Here is a 17,600-nt window from a genome sequence, read left to right on the forward strand (position 1 = left end):
GAAACAGTTATTCATAAATCTCTCTGTGGTCATAAAAGTGAGCCTTAAAGCTTGCATTAGAGATAATTTTTGCTTGAAGTTGTCTTCTGAGTCATTTCCCCAATCAAGCACGGCTCACCTGATGCTGTGCCAACCAACGATGCAAAATTATCATAATGACTGCGAGAGGAAGCATCAAAACTGGAATAATTTCCAAGCCAAAACGCGTTGCTAAAGTCCCAACAGCAGAGGGGATAGTTGCTGCACCCAAACTAGCAACACTTGTCATACATCCAATTGCAGCCGGAACAATAGCTTTACTTACTCGTTGTGGCATCAACCATATTGTTAGTGGAAATATAGGGGCGAGTGCAAAGCCAATGATTGGTAAACTCAGCAATTGATTTGGTAACAACCACCAAGCAGTTAAACCAAGCCCAAGCAGTAGCAAGGAACGCTCGAGAGTACGCAGAGCACCCCAGCGTTTAACAATACGTCCCGTCACCGCACGTCCTATGGTTAGCCCTATCCAGTAGCCACTGACACTATAACCTGCAAGCAACTTTGGCGTGCCTCGACTGAGACTTTGGACGCTATAAGCCCAACTTCCAACTGAAGCTTCTGTACCTACATAAATAAATAAGAACAGAGCAGCTATACATACGACAGGAGTTGTAAGGGCTACACGTAGATTGGTTCGCGCATTTGTTCCCGTTACTTGTACGCGCTTGTTCAACGGTTTGTAGTCGTACACAACTGCCCAAAGCATTCCTGCGACCATTATGCCGACGAAAGTTGCAAAAACTAGGTAGATACTTCTCCAATGCAAGTTAAATGCCAAGAGCGTAGTCGCGATCGCCGGACCTAACAAAGCCCCGATACCATAAAATGCGTGTAGCAGCCCCATTAAGTCAGCCTGCTGTTGTTCGTTAGCAATATAGCTGTTGATACCAGCATCAATCAGACCAATTCCCAAACCGAGCAATGTTCCTGTAGCAACCATCAACCACCAATAAGGGCTGAGAGCATAGCTCACAAGGGCACAGGTCAGAACAACAGATGCTAGCAGCAACATCCGCGCCATTCCCATATTGCTCGTTAAGATACTGCTGGCTAATGCTGCAATAATATAACCTGTCACTTGACTGAGGAAAAGTAGGGAGATGGTGGCAGAAGTCAAGTTGTATGTTTGCTGAATAGAGGGGATTAAGACGCCCAAGCCTCCTTCCGCAACGCCAATGGCTATAAAGGCGTAGAAAGAGAGAGCGATCGCAATCCACATTTTGCTGTTTGTTTGGGAGCGCAATGTTGGCATGATAGCAGTACCCGATGTCTACCCCAGAAAAAATCAGGGGAATTACTGTTATGAGTCTTTTACACTAGTTTCTATAATATCGTTGCGATCGTTCTCGTTAATCTTACAGATGCATACAGCATCCCTAAATCACTCGCGAGAGAGACTCAATATCTTATAAGTATCGAGATTTGATAGGGCTAAGGTTATCTAACAACTCATACCATTTTGGATTGCTGAAGAATGCCAGCTTATGCGGACAAGTCTTAAAAAACTTTTATGGCAACATCGTGGTGCTTTGATGACCGCTCCGGCGATCGCAGCGATAATAATTGGTTTGCGCTATCTTGGCTGTTTGCAATCTTTGGAGTTAGCAGCGCTAGATAGATTTTTTCAACTGCGTCCAATTGAACCAAGAGATTCGCGGATTGTAATTGTAGAAGTCAATGAGAAAGATATCCGTAAATTGCGATGGCCCATCCCCGACGCTCAACTTGCAAAAGCAATATCGATTTTAAAACAACAGCAACCTCGTGCCATTGGGCTTGATATTTACCGGGATTTACCAGTAGAACCGGGTTATCAAGAACTCGTGAAAGTTTTTCAAAGTACACCCACATTGATTGGTATTCGTAAAGTAGTCAGTGACTATTCTGGTTCTGAAATCGATCCACCTCCTGCTTTGAATGCAGAACAAGTGAGTGCCAATGATTTGGTTGTGGATAAAGACGGTAAACTGCGCCGCAGTTTGTTGTCTGTAAAAAATGCTAAGGGCGATACTATCTTAAGCTTGGGAGCACATTTGGCTTTAATGTATTTGGAAGCGCAAGGAATTTACCTACAGCCAGAAACAAATAAAATGAAGTTAGGTAAAGCAGTATTTGTGCCTTTTAAAAAACATGATGGTGGCTATGTCGGTGCCGATACTGGAGGATATCAAATAATATCCAATTTTCGCAATATACAACAAGGTTTTCTGACTGTTTCCATCAGTGATGTGTTAGCTGGAAATATACCCAAGAATTTTGCTCGCGATCGCATTGTCTTAATTGGGGTAACTGCAGAAAGCAGCGGTGACTTTTTTTATACACCTTATAGCGCCAGCGCTCACAGTCAAGCGACCTTTAGAAGTGCGGGAGCGATCGTTCATGCCGATCTTGCCAGTCAGATAATAAGCGCTGCTTTAGAAGGTCGTCCTTTAATAAAAGTTTGGTCTGAAACCCAAGAATGTTTGTGGATTGGTATCTGGGCTATTGCGGGAGCAAGTATCGCTTGGACGCAGCGCTATCAACGCAACAGCCGTGTACCCGCTGCTAATCTCAACATCTTGCTACTCAGTCTTGTGCTCACAGGTGGTTGTTATGTCGCTTTTTGCACGGCATGGTGGTTACCAATAGTCCCTGGCTTGTTAGCTTTAGTAGGCTCTGGATTTACTATTACTGCCTATATAGCCCGAAATACTGCTGCCATGCGGCAAACTTTTAATCGCTATCTGACCGATGAAGTTGTCTCTACGTTATTAGAAACCCCAGGTGGTTTAAAGTTGGGAGGCGAAAAGCGGGATGTCACAATTTTAATTTCCGATCTCCGAGGTTTTTCTGCCATCTCCGAACGAGTACCGCCAGAAAAAGTGGTGGAAATTATCAATCTGTATTTAGGGGTAATGACTGATGTTATCAACCGTTACAAAGGTACGATTAATGATTTTATGGGCGATGGCATTTTTGTCATGTTTGGCGCACCTATCGATCTTGAAGATAATGCCCAACTAGCTGTTGCTTGTGCCATTGAGATGCAATTAGCAATGGATGATATCAATCAACGATTGGTCGGTATGGATTTACTTCCTTTAGAGATGGGTATTGGTATTCATACAGGAGAAGTCCTTGCTGGTAATATCGGCTCTCACCAACGTGCCAAATACACTATTATGGGTAGCAACGTTAATCTGGCTTCCCGAATTGAAACCTATACTGTTGGAGGGCAAATCCTCGTTTCTCAAGAAACTTTAGATGCAGTAGGAGAAATTATCCAGATCGCCGGACAACTTCAAGTACAACCCAAAGGTTTTGCCGAACCCATTACGATCTACGATATTGGCGGTATTGGCGGTCAGTACAAACTCGCTTTGCACGATACTACAGAAAATTTAACCCTTTTAACAATGGAAATTCCCATACAATATCGAGTGATGGAAGGCAAACATCTTTCAGATGAAGTGTTCCAAGGTAGTTTGGTACAATTATCTGCAAGCAGTGCCCAATTGCGGACAAAACAGCCCGTGCAAATTCTCAGCAACCTTCAAATACAACTGCTTGCTGAAGATGAAAAATTAAACAAGCTAGATGTGTACGCTAAGGTGGTCAAAGTTGCAAACGACAACCAAACAAATTTTGGTATTCGCTTTACCGCTACACCTACAGAAATTGCTGTTTATTTTAAACAGTTGTGTCAGAGCGATCGACAATTCATTTGAGGGAAAACGGGCTCGCTAGCTATTTGACTGACCAAAGTGACTTGACCTTTCCCATCAACAACCCATCCTTGAGCTTCTACTATTTCTGGATTGGCATTATTTGTGGTAGATGCAGGCGATTCAGACACTTGTTTCTTCTCAGATGCAGAAATCAATTCAACTAAATCTACCAGTGTTGTTGTTCCTGTAAATGGTTCATTAGGACTTTGTGGTAATCCACCACGTCCTACGATCGCAAAATAATTACCTTTTTGTGCAGTACATTGGGTTGTAATTTGATGACTGGCTTCAGTAAAATTTGCAGGTAGTTGAATCAATCCGGAATTAGGATCGATTGCTAAAGTATTAATATCCACCACACCACTAAATTCATAACCCAAGGAAGACGTTGCGGTAATATCGTTTTCAGGTGTTAGTTGTTCGCGAAACTTGCTCCCTATGATACCTTGAGCATTAACAATTACCTTACCGCCAAAACTGGCTTGAGAGTTAGCAGTGATATCGCTGTTTTCTGCGGCTACTAAAGTATCTGTATTGATATTGATATTGCCTCCTGTGGCATCCTGAGTGGCATTAGTGGTAATGCGGCTACCGTGACGCAATAAAATATTTGACGATGCCAGGAAAATATTTGCTCGTTCTCCCTCTACCGTTTCGGCGCTAAGGATACCGTTATCGAGATAGATTTTATCAGCTAGGATATTTAAATTACCTGCAGCGCCTTTTTGTTGGCTGCTTGCAGAGACTTGTGCTTCATCGCGAACAATTAATTGACCGGTTTCAATTGTTAGAGTATCAGCATTTCCATAGCCAGGAGAACTCGCAAAAAGTCCGCTAGGAAATTTCTTTCCCGAACTATCTGTAATGAGTGGCTGTATTCCAAACCGAGTATTATCGATTTCACTTGTTCCTGATAGCTCTATCAAGTCCTTAGCTCGAACAAACAAACTCCCTCCTTCACCCATCCCAAAAGTCGCTGCTGAGATTTGGTTACCATTATTAACAGTCAAACGTGAGGTTTCAATGAAAATATCTCCCCCTCTTCCTGTTGCGGTTTCATTAGTTTGAGCAATTATGCGGCTGAAGCCACTGTCAGTTGTACGGCTGAGTTCTACCAATTCTGTAGCGTGAATGGCAATACTACCACCATTTCCTGCTCCCTCTGTCCCAACGTCAATAACTCCTCCATTCTGGAGTATCAAACGCCCTGTTTCGATTGACAAACTACCGCCATTTCCTTTTCCACCCCGAATAGCCGCAAATATACCGCTGGGAATGCCTGTACCATTCATCCCACTTAATTCCACCCGATCTGTTGCTTCAATAGTAATACTTCCTCCATTTCCATCACCAAAGCTATCAGCAGATAAAATTCCCCCACCTTGTAAACTCAAGCGTTGGGTTTTTATAGTCATGTGACCGCCACTACCCGTAGCTCCAAATTTAGCAATTGTTGCTAAGCCAGCAGAACGACCCTCAGAAGCATTACCAACTTCAATTGACTCGGTTGCTTCGATTCTTAATTCCCCTGCATTGCCAGAACCTCCCGTACTCGCAGAGATTGTCGCCTGATTATTTAAGCTTAAGCGTTCGGTTTTAATGGTGGTAATGCCACCACTCCCTGCACCTGCGGTATCGCTTGCTACAAGAGATTTACCGTTAAGATTGACGTCCTTTGCTTCAATACTGACATCACCACCGTTTCCTGTAGCTTGTTTAAAGACAAAGGAAAATAAACCGATCTTTTGATCCGTAGTTGGGGATAGTAATTGACGAACACTTGAAACTGAGGAAATTGTTTGACTTTGCGAAGATGCAACATTTAATTGTGTCGCCTTGACATTTAAATTTCCTGCATTTCCAGAACTGCTGGTTTGGACTGATATCTGCGAATCTTCTACCGTCAGATTTTCAGTTTTTAAGTTAATATTGCCTCCAGTACCAGTCGAGTTATTTTGCAATTCGTTGATAATCTCACTACTTTGAGTTAGCAAGGTATTGCCTGTGAGATTTATTTGAATATCCCCAGCGACAGCACCTGGATGGCCATGTTGTTCTCGGATTCCAGCTTGCAACTGAGTGTTGACCATCTCAAGATTTCGAGCGTTAATGCTAATATTTCCTTTCCCAGAAGCCATGACATCAACGAACGACCCATCTATTGAAATATCCCCACGTTCTACCGCTACTGGAAAGCTAAATGCTTCTAATCCATTTAAGTTAACTCTTCCCGCACCCGATAAACTGCCTAATTCAACGTTTCCCCCAAATGCTTTTAATTGACTGCTTTCTATGGAAAGATCTCCTCCCACTAACGCTAAAATTTGACCTGGCTTTACTTCTAAATTGGCTTGCTGTACTTGAATAGCAGCAGGAGACACACCATACTGCAACCCAATAGGAACGTTAACACTCAATAAAGGTGTATTTTGATTTGGTATCGTACTAAAAGTTATGTTGTCTGAAAAGACAATACTGTTTGCCGTTGAGCCAATGAATGACCCCCCAACATCAAGCCGAGCATCTTTACCGAAAAAGATCCCGTTAGGATTAATCAAAAATAAATTGGCTTTACCTGAGGTGCGGATAAGCCCATTGATGTAAGAAGCGGCGTTCCCCGTCACCCGCGTGAAGATATTCTCAATAGTAGAATCATTTTTGAAAAATGCTTCGCTTCCTGTAGCTAAGGAAAATTCTTGAAAGCTATGAAATAGATTTTTGCCCTGAATTGTACCGCCTTCTATGGTGCAGATACTGCATCCGGGGCTAACTAGAGAATTAACAGGTAAGGTCTTATCGGGAATAATTTGCGCGGATACGGGGTCAAGCAGTAGGGGTGTAAGAAATTGCACCCCCAGGAAACAGCCAACAGTGAAACGACTAGCAAGCCAACATAGGGGTATGGATTGATTCATAGACAGGAGGAGTGGGGCTTTATTTTTGTAGGGGTGCGTTTGCGATCGCATTTAAATCAACTGATTCCAACAACTCGTTCCAAGCTGTTTTAATTTCACGATTTTGGGGTTGGGAAAGCCTCAGATTGGCTAAATTTGTCAGTGCTTCAAACCAGTAACCGGATTGACTGTAAAGGACAATTTGCTCGAGTGGTTTTGCTTTATTGATGCGATTTGTGAGTGTTGCATTCACAGGCGATCGACGCACCAAACCTTCGATAAATGGGTTTGTTGGTCCTGTTTGCTGACAAATAATTGATACAACCCATCGGTAATCTTTGCCTACTTCCAGTGCTGGTTCTGTTTTAGGTAAACTAAAGCTAACAATACCTGGAACGCCTTTGAGGTTAATTTTAGTCTGATAAATTCCCTCACCTGCTTCATCTTCAAGAGTAAATTCTAAGACTTTAGCAGAAGTTTTTGGTACATAAACAAGAAAGGTAGGATGGCTCGTTAGTGTTAAACCTAAATGTGTTGAAGGTAACAACGCAGTCAGTTTTTCTGCCGTATTAGCACCAGTCATACGGCTATTCGTTGTATTGCTTTGTCCATCGCAAGTACCATTATCGCGCCTCCCACCACCAATGGTAATTTTTGGTGCTGGTTCGCTCTTAGGCGGTTCAAATTTTACCTTTAAAGCAAAGGCAGGAGTTATGCCATTCAAAATGACACTCGATTGTAATAGTAACGCTGTTGAGAGTGATAGAAGCAATAAGCGGATGTTCTTTGTACCGATCATAAAATTTTTTTGTTACAGTTTGTATGGAGTAAATATTGACTAAAAGCTATACGCTATCAGCTCTCAACTCACCGCAAGGCAAGGACTAAATAGAAGCCCGTGCAGGTAGGCTTTGTTTGTATCACTGCGATCGCGAACATCTCCTGGTGTTGTTTCTAATTTGGGATGCTCCCTAAGAGCCAGCCTTATATTTCCCAAAAATGCTTTGGAAGTAACACATTAGGGCAAGAATCAGCCATTGGGTGTGAATGCAATGGTAATAAGTTAAAATCAAGGCAATTTTGTCAACATATCTAAGTATAGAAATAAATTTTTCTCTAAGAATAAGAATTAAACTAATAGATAATCGGTCATACTTCATCATCGTAGATATTTTCTCGCCTTAGAGCTTCATCAGAAAGGTTTGCAGAGCTTTTTGGTGCTGTATCTATCCATTCCTGCCAAAGCAATAATCTCTCTCCTGGTGTTTGAGGCTTACTGGTTCGTAACGTTAAATGCTTATTACTAAGCTTTTCTTGAAAAAGTTTTTGCTCTTCGGGGGAGAGGTTTAGTACCATTTCTACCACGGAGTTTACAAGTTGTACATTCATGGTTATTTATAGGATTTTTGGAATTGACGGTGAATTTCCGTTCGCTGTTTGTCAATACCAACAGCAAAGGCTTCCAAACCTCGTTCTGGAACAACACCAGAACGAAGACGCTCAAAGATATGCTCAATATCTCGTTTGCTGATTGCCATAGTTTTTTTAATTAATACTAATACGTTTACTTTTATAACCTGCGTTCGGGATAAGGAAAGGGGCAGGTAGTAAGCTGAAAACAACATCAGCGCATTATGAAGCGTAAAAATACATTTTTTACAAGCGCTGATTTTGAGATTATATTATGACTTTCTTGATAGATAGAATAAGCGTCATGGGTTGCGTGGGCGAAGGAGAAAACCCGTAATGCTGGTAGAATTGCTTAGCTTCTTCCGATATGGCATGTACTACTATTCCACGAATGCCTAGTATCTCTGCCGCCTGCATTGTACGCAGCACCGCATCCTGTAGTAACGCCGCGCCTAACCCCTGCCCTTTCCATGAGGTATCTACTCCAAGCCTTCCAAGAATGGCTACGGGTATGGGGTCGGGCATATTACGTCTTATAGGCGATGGCGCGTGTGAGAGCGCCAATGCGCCAGAGGAAAGGCAATAGTAAGCAATCACTTTTTCCCCATCCGTTACAACATAGGTACGTGATGCATTGTTCTTCTGATTGGCAACAGCGCGGCGCTTTAACCAGTCATTTAGGCTGGCAACTCCGCAATCAAAGTCATCCAATACGTGAATATCCGCAAGAGGTACAGGGGCTTGAAGGGTCATCTATCCCCACGGCTTCTTAACATTCATCAAGCGTTCAAACCCTTCATTGCAGGGCGGGCTATCCAGAACATTCAGAAAATGCTGATAGGTTTCTTCGTCCACTCGCACAAAGGTCTGGTCAAGCAGCGTATCTTCCGCCGCTCGCCGCGCAGCATCAATCATAAAGTCCGAACGTGATTTGCTTTGCGCTTTTGCTGCTCGGTCAATAAGCGTCCGCACATCCTTACGGATACGCAGATTGACGGCACAAGTAGGAATATCGGGGTTGCTCTGGGGCTGCATAATGTCCTCCTTTGTCTTGTACCCTAGCATGGGACTGCCAGATACACAATGTGTATCTTTATTATAGTATTAGGGGTTATTCTAGCAAGCGTGTTATGAGAGGCCAGATAGACTGAAAGTATTGCTACATATACTTTTCAGATATCGTTTCCTATGAAATCATCTAGACCTAGCTCACGCTCATCTGCCCAAAGTTACCACAAGGGTGGAACGAAAGAATAAAGGTTGTAGCCATGTTTTGTCATACTACAAACTGAGTTTTTGTACTACTTGCCCCTGGTAACACGCTTGCTAGAATAACCCCTATTAACAACTCTTCTCAATATTTGGGCTTCTTCTTCTCACCCCGGCTTAATGGCTCGGGTGTTTCCATTAGAGAAAGTCAAGGTAGATAAAAGCTTGTTTTAAGCCGCGAATGTTCTTAAGGAATTATCATCAAACTTCAAGAAAAACGAATATTGGATATATGAAAAAGGCTCAAGCATTTTTGCCTGAGCCACTACTTAATGAAACTAACACTCTTCCACACTTTCTACCAAAGAAAATTTAAAATCTATTTTCACGTTCGTTACTCTGATAGATTGATGAATTCCTTCGGTAATTGCCAAGTGCTTCGGGAGTTGTTAGCTCTTGGAGCTAAATTTACAAAGCTTAGTAGCGGTTGCGGAAACTGCTGTTCCCCCGATTCCCACCAAAAGAACCTCTTTCTTCTCTGGGCTTAGCCTTATTCACTTTGAGATCGCGTCCCATCCACTCTGCACCATTAAGTGCATCAATAGCAGCTGTTTCTTCAGCGTCTGTACCCATTTCTACAAAACCAAAGCCGCGTAAACGACCTGTTTCACGATCTGTAGGTAGCTGAACTCGCTTGACAGAACCATATTCTGCAAACACAGCATTCAGACTTTCTTCCGTAACTTCATAAGAAAGATTGCCTACGTAAACTGACATACACTGTCTCCGAAATCATAAATGTGTGGAGATTTAAGTTTCGGAGAAAAGTTTGCTAATACCAAAAACAAAAAGCCTGTTAATACTAAAAACAAAAGCTGTTAACCGAATTAACTCTCATTTCCGATTGTGGCACAGTAGAAAAATTTACGCAGAAGTAACAAGAAAATCTTTATATAAAGTTATGCAAACAATTAAGAGCTAAGTATAGATGTTGACTGGGGGATTAAGGTTGAGGCAAATGCTTTAGGGTGGGCTGCTACCCACCCTAAATAATTACTTACTTGATAACACTTTTTACTTTAGCTTCAGCCGATTGCTGACCAATCAACTTTGCAGCATTTTCCTCACTTTCTTTGGATACCGACTTCAATCAACAACTCTTCTAACTCATCCATCTCAATAGGTGTAGGAACTCTAAGATTGTTGCTGTTGTTGACGCTCTTTGTAGCCAATGTCCGATATTCGTTACTGTGATTGCTGTCAAGTGCATACTCGTTCACAGTCATCCGGCTTAGCTCGGTATGCTGTACGAGGTTAATTAATAGAAAGCTTCTACATTGTGTCGGAAAGCAATCAACGCATGCTTACCCTGCTCTTCTTTAAGAGCCGAAAGGATAGCATCAGAGACTTCTAAGGAAACAATGGTCTTGATTTCAATATTAGTGTTGTAGCCTGGTAAGTCTGACACGCGTCTTCCGTGTCCGCCCTCACCCTGAACTTGACTAATAGTGTAACCACTTACACTGTAGTTTTTCAGTAGCTTAACAATCCGGTCTTTCAGCACTGTTTCCCCAATAATGGTAATTAAGACGGCGGATTCGAGAGGAGAGTCTAAATTTGACATGGAGAACTCCAGAGAATAGGTTTTTAGCTTCTATAGCTTAAGTTTTTCATAAAATAGGTGTTACAACTTGTACCCCTAAGATGAGATTCGTCTTCTAAATGGTCGATCGATGAGCCCATCTTAGAATATAAAGTTTGCTCCGATCTAAAGTGGTAATGTAAATTCAAACCTCAGTACGATTTGCTGGCAAACTTTACAACCAATTACCTACTAAAACAAAAGGTGCCCAATAAAAAGGGTGTTGAAATTCTTGTTGTTTTAATAATTGCAGTTGGGCGCGACGCACAGCTTCTGCTTTAGAAACTCCAGTATGTGACAGTTGTTTGTAAAACTCCGCCATAAATACGGAGGTAGAGCGGTCGTCTACCGACCAAAGACTTGCCAGAGTGCTGCGTGCGCCAGAACGTATGGCGACTCCAGCTAATCCCAAAGCAGCACGTTTATCACCTTGAGCTGTTTGACAGGCGCTTAAAACTAACAATTCGATGGGTGTATGGCTGTCGCCTTCACGCTTCTGTAATAAGTCTCCTAATTGTTTAACATTGATACGGTTATCCCAAGTCAAGACAAAAGTGTCTTTGGCGTTGGAACTAAACTGACCGTGAGTTGCCAGATGCACGACCGGAAAAGGGTTATTTCCAATTTGTTGTGCGAAAGTAGTGCTGGTAAAAGCTTGATTAAAAAGTACTTGGGATGGAATTTCCGATTTAATTTGCTTGACTTCGCTTTCTACACCAGGTAGAGGTATAAATCCTTGCCGAGATTCACTCAATCCCCCAACCAAGATCTTAAGCTGATGATGTTCTTTTGCAGAAGGTACAAATAGTTGCAATCCCGGACTTAATGCCAACCTGTATTGTTCTATCAAATATTGTTTTCCGTCATAGAGTGCAGCCATTGGCAAGTTTTTCATGGCTCCATCAAGAACAAATGCAAGAGTTTTGATGTTATTTGTTTTTAAATCATTTTGTGCGGGTCGGATGAGGAGATCGTAAAATTCTTGCGATATTTTGAGTCGTTCTCGTTTGAGAGAAGTCCGTCGCAGCGATCGCAGCATTTCGTCTATCCGTGTTTCAAGTTGGGTTTGAGGAATGGCTGTGGCATAATGACGTAGGGATTGATTTGGTAATGACAGCACCACCTCTAGTCGGTCGGATAATATAATTGGATAAATAACGGCTGCTTGCGAATCCAATCGATCGATTTGTACCGGAGTACCGTTCAAACAAGCTTCTCGAAAATAATTATCTAATTCTGCTAACTGGAGAGATTCAATCGCCTTGCGAGCTTGTTTGAGGTTTTCTTGACTGACCTCCGTTTGAGTAGGCGATGGTTGCAATAATAACTGGGCTAACTCTCGATACACTGGTTCGACACTTTCCCGAAAAGAAAACTGTAGATCTAGATTGCTTGCAACTAAATCGTTGCGAATAAGACTTAAGGTATTTACTGCTTCATTGTAGGCCAATATTGCTTTTTGATACTCTCCTTGAACCTTAAGCAGTCGTCCGTTCTGCCAATGCCAGCGATAGGCAATATCGGAAGCATGGCTGCTTTGTGCCAGCAGGAGTGCTTTTTCAGTTAACTTTTGTGCCTCAGACCACTGTTGTGTTTGTTCGTAAATTTCGCCTAAAGAACCCAAAGCATAAGAAGCAGCCCGGTAGTCAGAGATATCTTCAGCTTGTCGGGCAGCGATCGCCAAAATTTTAGCTGCTAGAATTTGATTTGTACAACGAGAAGTATGGTTTTGACAAGTTTTCATTAGGCTTTGGGCAAAATTGACCCTAGCATAAATGGATAGGCGGTTGGCTGGTAAAAAATTTTCAAGTTGCGGTTGAATTTCCTCTATAAGTGTTCGTGCATCTTGCCATTTTTCAGTTTCTACAAGCAGATGCAGTCGATCGAGCTGTGCTTGCAGTTTGATTGTTGCTGATGGTGATGCGGCTATGGCTTGTTGGTAGTATTGGAACGCTTTGTCTGGCAATTTTTGCGATCGCGCATTGTTACCCAAGTTCATCCACACCACAGCCATATCCGCTTTCAAGTTGAGTTTTTGTGCTATTGTCAAAGCTTGTTGCAGTGCTTCCTGAGAGGTTTCTAATTCTCCCATGACTCGTAGAGTCTCGCCTAAATTCAGCAAGCTCGCAAATTTCAGTTGCAAGTCAGCTTCAGAATGCAAAGTTTGATTCACCTGTTCTAGTATCTTCCTAGCACGCGGGTAAAGCCCTAACGCTCGTAAGGCTAGAGTTTGATTGAGCAAGCAACGACTCAACCCTGCTTTATCTTCTGTTTGTTTGTAGATAACAGCCGCGTTTTCCCAAGTCGTAAGAGCTTGTTGTGCCTGACCCTGTGATAATTGTAAACTTCCTTGAATAAGGAGCGCAGCTGCCAGTAAAGACTTGGCTTGAGAAAATTTTGTATTTTGCAGGATGCTGAGACTCTGTTCTATCGATTCGTAAGCTTGCTTCCATTGACCTAACTGCTGGTAAGCTAATGCCAAGTTACTTAATACGGCTGCTTGGTTGAGATTGTCGCCTGAGATGGCAAACGCTTGTTGTCCTTGCTGCCATTTGGCGATCGCTAAGGCAAATTCTCCATTCTGATAGTGTTGTTTTCCAACTGCTACTAATGCAGTAGGCGATCGTGAAACATCAAGTCGATCTGGTGTGGCTGCTAAAGTTTTTGGTATTTGGATTCCAAAGAATAAATTGCCTTGAGTTAACATGAGGCTCAGTATAGCTAAAATCCCTAATATCAAATACCGGAGGCGTTTTGTTTGCAGTAAATCATTCCTAACTCTTATCAGTTGTCGATCGGCTTTCCAAAATCTTTTGAGTTTACGTATAATTACATATTTCATTGATAATATAGATTACTATTAATCCTTCTGTTATAACGCAATGCAGTTCCGTTAGCACGATTATAAAGTTAGGACGGGCATTTTGCCCGTCCTATAGGAGAAAATTGAGTTGTGTAAGATAGATAGACTCTCTCAACCGGATACATTAGCCCAGATCGAAGAGCAAGATTTCTGCGCCTACATCTGTACTAATTTCGAGTTTTTCCTCTCCGTTAATTTGTACTCCATCGCCTGCTCGGAGTTCTTCTCCGTTCAACGTTGCTACGCCTTGAGCCAAGTGCAACCAAGCATAACGATTGGGTTGAACGTGATAGTTGATAACATCACCAGCATCTAGAACAGATGTGTATAAATCAACATCTTGGTAAATAGTCACTGCACCATCACGTCCATCTTTTGCACCAATCAAACGCAGCTTTCCGCGTTTTTCTTCAATCGGAAAACTTTTTTGTTCGTATCTTGGTTGCAACCCTTGTTTGTTAGGAATAATCCAAATTTGGAGAAAATGGACTGGCTCTGTTTCAGAAGGATTATACTCGCTGTGCAGAATACCAGTACCGGCGCTCATAATTTGCGCGTCACCCGGACGTATGACTGAGCCATTACCCAAACTATCTTTATGCTCTACCGCTCCTTCCAAAACATAGGTGAGGATTTCCATATCTTTGTGTCCGTGGGTTGGAAAACCTGCACCGGGAACAACGCGATCGTCATTAATCACTCTTAAAGAACGAAAGCCCATGCGACTGGGATCGTAAAAACTACCAAAGGAAAATGTGTGACGGCTATCCAACCAGCCTGTTTTGCTTTGACCGCGTGCGTTGCGATCGTGAATGAGATGTGTTTTAGAATTAACAGCCATAAGTTTTTTCCTCCGCTTAAAAATTTACAATTAATGTAGGCAACTTTCTTGAATAAGCAAGCATTACAACCAGTCTTCTGGCAACTCTTTTTTAACTATCTTTATCTTAAGATATGTATATTTAAAATGAAAAGTACGCACTTCAAAGTGCCGTACTTACCAAAAAGATACTACTCTCTTCTTACCTCTAAAACCGAGTGCTTGGTTGCTCAGGTCTTCGGGACGCGACCCATTTTCAAAAACTTGTGCCAGAATGATAGCGTTGTATAAAAGTTAAGTCAGTATGCTAGTTGGACTTCCCACTGTTAAAAGTTTTCCAGACAAGCTTTTTGATGCAATCTACGAAACTATTAAAGATAGTTACTTAGAGTTAGTGAAAGGACAAGAAGTAGAAAATCAAGAAAACATAAATGTAAAAATATACATCCAAAAATTAAAATTTTTTGATACCAATTGGTGTTTGAAATTTTTCTTTAATAAATCTGTTGATGAAGTCAACGGAACTATTGTCTTGAATCTATTGGATGAGCTTCCTGTTTGCAATAATTAACCATTTATGGAATGGATAGTATCTCAGTCGGCTATTCCCTATTTATAACTTGGCTTTTTAGAGCATCCCGTGAAAACTCTGGTTCTTGAAGCAATTTAAAATACTTTATCTCTTTGTTATTACATGAATTTTTTATCAAAAATAGAAAAAAGGATTAAAGCAACAAAGCTTTCTCCTTGGGAACGGATATTAATAGTTGTATTATTAAGTTTAAACATAATTATTATATATCCATATTATTCCGCTTCTATTAAAGTACACATTACTGATAAATTAACAGAACCACCTGAAATAAAAAGTAAGCGTTTTTGTGACCAAGTATTTAGATTTGGTGGAGATAACCTACCTGCTGCAACTCAAAGGGAATGTCGAACTACTGAAGATTTTTGTAAAAATGTAAAAATACGGGATAAGAAATATAAATGCCAGAAAAAAGGATGGGAATAAAAAATACCCCAACTATTTGGAAGAGTGGTTTCAACGCTACAAGGATTTACCCAGTCTAGCTTGATTACCTCGGGAGCATCCAGTTTTGGCAGAAAGTCAACTCAGGATAGATTAAATGCTAGTATTTACCAAACGTCAAGCTACCTCTATGCAGATCGGCATCAGTATAAAAACTCATGCCTTTAAAACTGCAAATAATCTGTAATCTCTAGCCAGCATTACTTTTGGCTTTATGGAAACTGGGGCGATAAAACTGTCCAAATTAAGGAATATTTACCATTCCCACAAATCGCAGTCATGATGGTTCAATTTTTCTCAGAGACAAAACTTCGATCGGTTCCGCCAACGTCTCCTCATAAGCTTGCAAAACCTGTTTCACGTAAGGCTGCTCAAAGTGAGCATCGAGAGCTGCCCGATCTTTCCAGTTTTCGTACAGCACAAAAACCGTTGGCTCATTTATGTCTTTCAATAAGTCAAAGGTGATGCAACCCGACTCTGCACGAGTGGTCGCAAGTAAACCCAGTAAGTCTTGCCGCATTCGGTCTTCCATTCCAGGTTTTGCTTTAATACGAGCAACGATCGTCAGTAGAGAGTCATTCATAGTTTCTCCTAATGTGTGTAATGAACCAATTCTTGCCAACCTTTGCGCTTTGTATTTCAGTATTAGTTAGTTATTTCTGTCAGGTCTTGCTTTTAGCCGATTCAAGAACCGCGAAAACCAGGCATGGCAAAGCCGCCATCAACAGCGATCGTCTGTCCTGTGATGTAAGACGCAGCATCGGAGCAAAGCCAGACTACCGCTTCTGCCACTTCTTCTGATTCGCCCAATCCCCGAACTTCCACCTGTCACCAAAGCGACTTTGTTTTGCAAATTCATTGTGAATTCTCCATTGTTGTGAAGGTTAATTTCAGCGCAATGCTAACCAGTGAGGTATGCCGTTTACAGACCACACTCAATAGGTGAAGTTGAACGCTGTAGCTCTAGAGTAAAAAGAACATTCAGCGTTATGATTGAAATTTGCTCTCATGCAAGGAACCAGACGCTTCGTTGGATTGAGGTTCAACTTCTGCTTCAACATCTACCTGTTGGAGAGCGCGTTCCAACATAAAAGCTCGTCCTGCCGCCAGACATTTCTGGCGTTCGTTTGCTTCTGAATAGGAATCGGTTGCATCCGTCTGGTGACGGGCTTCCAATCCCTTGTAATAGCCAATCTTCCACTGAATCATTTCCAGGTTGCTCCTCAGTTCTTGAATGTGTGCCTGTACCTGTTGCTCGTGGGCTTCTAGCAGCTTGCGGCGGGAGCCAATTGCCTCTGGTCGCTCTCGAAACAGTCGGGCAAATTCCTGCATCTGCCGAATTGGCATTCCGGTTGCCCGCAGGCGAGTCAGAAACTCGATGCGGGCAATGTCTTGTGCCGAATAGCGACGATGCCCACTGCTAGCGCGATCGACTGGCTCCAGTAAGCCATTGCGTTCGTAGTACCGCAGTGTGTGAACCGTTAAGCCCGTTTGCTGGGCAACCTGTTGAATCGTCAGGGTTTGCATGGGACTCACCGAGAGAAACATAGTTTCACCTTAGAACTTAGAGCGCACTCTAAGTCAAGCCCTGCTGAATCAAATGGTGGAAAATCATCCGATTGGAGGAACGCTCGTGCCTAATCTTTTATACTACGTGATTCAAGGATAATTGTTGTATGAATCATAGATTGAGAGTAAAGCAAAGAATTTTTGCCAAGGTTGGAAGTTGAAGAATTGTTGGAAAGATATGCTGCTCGGGAGAGAGATTTTGAAATTAGTGATTTGAGTGGAGTTGATTTGAGTGGCGCTTCGTGGTGTTTCAATGCCAAAGACGCTTTCTTTAATAACACCATCATGCCCGATGGTACTGTTAAGACTGGAAGAGGCTAAATCGTATAATTCTGCGCTGCAATCACAGGGCTTAGGCATCCAGCTAGGTATTATCAAAACATCGTATTAAAGTTGCAAAGGGAGTAA

At 42.1% G+C, this 17,600-nt stretch carries 19 protein-coding genes and 1 pseudogene; 4 read left to right on the forward strand and 16 right to left on the reverse strand.

Annotation, left to right across the window (positions count from 1 at the left end; all coding sequences use genetic code 11):
• Positions 1–103: 103 nt before the first annotated feature.
• The gene (locus AB0756_RS24120; RefSeq protein ID WP_038078946.1) at positions 104–1,294 is read right to left on the reverse strand and encodes an MFS transporter; all 1,191 of its coding nucleotides are present in this window, start codon (positions 1,292–1,294) and stop codon (positions 104–106) included.
• Positions 1,295–1,526: 232 nt separating this feature from the next.
• Here AB0756_RS24120 and AB0756_RS24125 point away from each other — a divergent pair, with 232 nt between their 5' ends.
• Positions 1,527–3,749 carry a CHASE2 domain-containing protein gene (locus tag AB0756_RS24125; RefSeq protein WP_038078948.1) on the forward strand — a complete coding sequence of 741 codons (2,223 nt, stop codon included), beginning with the start codon at positions 1,527–1,529 and terminating at the stop codon, positions 3,747–3,749.
• On the opposite strand, the gene AB0756_RS24130 is transcribed toward AB0756_RS24125, so the two are convergent.
• The 12 genes and pseudogenes from AB0756_RS24130 to AB0756_RS24185 all read right to left on the reverse strand — a co-directional run bounded on the left by AB0756_RS24130 (position 3,725) and on the right by AB0756_RS24185 (position 14,608).
• Positions 3,725–6,664 (reverse strand): beta strand repeat-containing protein, encoded by a 2,940-nt coding sequence (locus tag AB0756_RS24130; protein ID WP_038078949.1) that lies wholly within the window; start codon positions 6,662–6,664, stop codon positions 3,725–3,727. The genes AB0756_RS24125 and AB0756_RS24130 overlap by 25 nt on opposite strands.
• A 19-nt stretch (positions 6,665–6,683) precedes the next feature.
• Positions 6,684–7,442 (reverse strand): DUF928 domain-containing protein, encoded by a 759-nt coding sequence (locus AB0756_RS24135; protein WP_038078951.1) that lies wholly within the window; start codon positions 7,440–7,442, stop codon positions 6,684–6,686.
• Positions 7,443–7,505: 63 nt separating this feature from the next.
• Entirely contained in the window at positions 7,506–7,640 is a 135-nt protein-coding gene (locus AB0756_RS24140) for a hypothetical protein (RefSeq protein WP_272899759.1), read from the reverse strand.
• A 152-nt stretch (positions 7,641–7,792) separates the two neighbouring features.
• Positions 7,793–8,032: a hypothetical protein gene (locus AB0756_RS24145; RefSeq protein WP_038078953.1), complete on the reverse strand. Its 240-nt coding sequence runs from the start codon at positions 8,030–8,032 to the stop codon at positions 7,793–7,795.
• 2 nt (positions 8,033–8,034) lie between these two features.
• The gene (locus AB0756_RS24150; RefSeq protein WP_237265937.1) at positions 8,035–8,181 is read right to left on the reverse strand and encodes a BREX system ATP-binding domain-containing protein; all 147 of its coding nucleotides are present in this window, start codon (positions 8,179–8,181) and stop codon (positions 8,035–8,037) included.
• Between the two features lie 139 nt (positions 8,182–8,320).
• A complete protein-coding gene (locus AB0756_RS24155) occupies positions 8,321–8,806 on the reverse strand; it encodes a GNAT family N-acetyltransferase (protein ID WP_038078957.1) in 486 nt (161 codons plus the stop codon).
• Positions 8,807–9,088, reverse strand: coding sequence for a type II toxin-antitoxin system TacA family antitoxin (locus tag AB0756_RS24160; protein ID WP_038078960.1), 282 nt, complete (start codon positions 9,086–9,088; stop codon positions 8,807–8,809). It lies immediately after the preceding gene.
• 651 nt (positions 9,089–9,739) lie between these two features.
• On the reverse strand, positions 9,740–10,039 hold the full coding sequence (locus tag AB0756_RS24165; RefSeq protein WP_038078962.1) for an RNA recognition motif domain-containing protein: 300 nt from the start codon (positions 10,037–10,039) through the stop codon (positions 9,740–9,742).
• Between the two features lie 280 nt (positions 10,040–10,319).
• Positions 10,320–10,578, reverse strand: a pseudogene (gene nifH / locus AB0756_RS24170) (nitrogenase reductase); the annotation flags it as partial.
• 2 nt (positions 10,579–10,580) lie between these two features.
• Positions 10,581–10,886 (reverse strand): P-II family nitrogen regulator, encoded by a 306-nt coding sequence (locus AB0756_RS24175; RefSeq protein ID WP_038078967.1) that lies wholly within the window; start codon positions 10,884–10,886, stop codon positions 10,581–10,583.
• Positions 10,887–11,079: 193 nt separating this feature from the next.
• Positions 11,080–13,746, reverse strand: a complete 2,667-nt coding sequence (locus AB0756_RS24180; RefSeq protein ID WP_082051593.1) for a CHAT domain-containing protein — start codon at positions 13,744–13,746, stop codon at positions 11,080–11,082.
• A gap of 145 nt (positions 13,747–13,891) precedes the next feature.
• Positions 13,892–14,608, reverse strand: a complete 717-nt coding sequence (locus tag AB0756_RS24185; RefSeq protein ID WP_038078970.1) for a pirin family protein — start codon at positions 14,606–14,608, stop codon at positions 13,892–13,894.
• Positions 14,609–14,891: 283 nt separating this feature from the next.
• Here AB0756_RS24185 and AB0756_RS24190 point away from each other — a divergent pair, with 283 nt between their 5' ends.
• Both AB0756_RS24190 and AB0756_RS24195 read left to right on the forward strand, forming a co-directional pair.
• Positions 14,892–15,158, forward strand: coding sequence for a hypothetical protein (locus AB0756_RS24190; protein ID WP_038078972.1), 267 nt, complete (start codon positions 14,892–14,894; stop codon positions 15,156–15,158).
• Positions 15,159–15,281: 123 nt separating this feature from the next.
• Positions 15,282–15,605, forward strand: a complete 324-nt coding sequence (locus AB0756_RS24195) for a hypothetical protein (RefSeq protein ID WP_038078974.1) — start codon at positions 15,282–15,284, stop codon at positions 15,603–15,605.
• Positions 15,606–15,900: 295 nt separating this feature from the next.
• Here AB0756_RS24195 and AB0756_RS24200 read toward each other — a convergent pair whose 3' ends face one another.
• From AB0756_RS24200 to AB0756_RS24210, 3 genes are all read right to left on the reverse strand, one after another.
• A complete protein-coding gene (locus AB0756_RS24200; RefSeq protein ID WP_038078976.1) occupies positions 15,901–16,206 on the reverse strand; it encodes a putative quinol monooxygenase in 306 nt (101 codons plus the stop codon).
• 101 nt (positions 16,207–16,307) lie between these two features.
• Entirely contained in the window at positions 16,308–16,448 is a 141-nt protein-coding gene (locus AB0756_RS24205; RefSeq protein ID WP_082051594.1) for an SDR family oxidoreductase, read from the reverse strand.
• A gap of 162 nt (positions 16,449–16,610) precedes the next feature.
• Entirely contained in the window at positions 16,611–17,171 is a 561-nt protein-coding gene (locus AB0756_RS24210; protein ID WP_237265936.1) for a MerR family transcriptional regulator, read from the reverse strand.
• A gap of 162 nt (positions 17,172–17,333) precedes the next feature.
• Between AB0756_RS24210 and AB0756_RS24215 the strand changes: the two genes are divergently transcribed.
• A complete protein-coding gene (locus AB0756_RS24215) occupies positions 17,334–17,513 on the forward strand; it encodes a hypothetical protein (protein WP_050045212.1) in 180 nt (59 codons plus the stop codon).
• Positions 17,514–17,600: the final 87 nt, after the last annotated feature.

It is taken from the genome of Tolypothrix campylonemoides VB511288_2, assembly GCF_045999855.1.
GTDB classification, from domain to species: Bacteria; Cyanobacteriota; Cyanobacteriia; order Cyanobacteriales; family Nostocaceae; genus Scytonema; species Scytonema bouteillei_A.

What these genes read in the sequence shown, in the direction of transcription:
- AB0756_RS24135 (WP_038078951.1), bottom strand. Translation starts at nt 7,442, where the DNA reads ATGATCGGTACAAAGAACATCCGCTTATTGCTTCTATCACTCTCAACA.
- AB0756_RS24180 (WP_082051593.1), bottom strand. Translation starts at nt 13,746, where the DNA reads ATGAAATATGTAATTATACGTAAACTCAAAAGATTTTGGAAAGCCGAT.
- AB0756_RS24125 (WP_038078948.1), top strand. Translation starts at nt 1,527, where the DNA reads ATGCGGACAAGTCTTAAAAAACTTTTATGGCAACATCGTGGTGCTTTG.
- AB0756_RS24130 (WP_038078949.1), bottom strand. Translation starts at nt 6,664, where the DNA reads ATGAATCAATCCATACCCCTATGTTGGCTTGCTAGTCGTTTCACTGTT.
- AB0756_RS24190 (WP_038078972.1), top strand. Translation starts at nt 14,892, where the DNA reads ATGCTAGTTGGACTTCCCACTGTTAAAAGTTTTCCAGACAAGCTTTTT.
- AB0756_RS24175 (WP_038078967.1), bottom strand. Translation starts at nt 10,886, where the DNA reads ATGTCAAATTTAGACTCTCCTCTCGAATCCGCCGTCTTAATTACCATT.
- AB0756_RS24145 (WP_038078953.1), bottom strand. Translation starts at nt 8,032, where the DNA reads ATGAATGTACAACTTGTAAACTCCGTGGTAGAAATGGTACTAAACCTC.
- AB0756_RS24210 (WP_237265936.1), bottom strand. Translation starts at nt 17,171, where the DNA reads ATGTTTCTCTCGGTGAGTCCCATGCAAACCCTGACGATTCAACAGGTT.
- AB0756_RS24155 (WP_038078957.1), bottom strand. Translation starts at nt 8,806, where the DNA reads ATGACCCTTCAAGCCCCTGTACCTCTTGCGGATATTCACGTATTGGAT.
- AB0756_RS24150 (WP_237265937.1), bottom strand. Translation starts at nt 8,181, where the DNA reads ATGGCAATCAGCAAACGAGATATTGAGCATATCTTTGAGCGTCTTCGT.
- AB0756_RS24200 (WP_038078976.1), bottom strand. Translation starts at nt 16,206, where the DNA reads ATGAATGACTCTCTACTGACGATCGTTGCTCGTATTAAAGCAAAACCT.
- AB0756_RS24195 (WP_038078974.1), top strand. Translation starts at nt 15,282, where the DNA reads ATGAATTTTTTATCAAAAATAGAAAAAAGGATTAAAGCAACAAAGCTT.
- AB0756_RS24120 (WP_038078946.1), bottom strand. Translation starts at nt 1,294, where the DNA reads ATGCCAACATTGCGCTCCCAAACAAACAGCAAAATGTGGATTGCGATC.
- AB0756_RS24160 (WP_038078960.1), bottom strand. Translation starts at nt 9,088, where the DNA reads ATGCAGCCCCAGAGCAACCCCGATATTCCTACTTGTGCCGTCAATCTG.
- AB0756_RS24165 (WP_038078962.1), bottom strand. Translation starts at nt 10,039, where the DNA reads ATGTCAGTTTACGTAGGCAATCTTTCTTATGAAGTTACGGAAGAAAGT.
- AB0756_RS24185 (WP_038078970.1), bottom strand. Translation starts at nt 14,608, where the DNA reads ATGGCTGTTAATTCTAAAACACATCTCATTCACGATCGCAACGCACGC.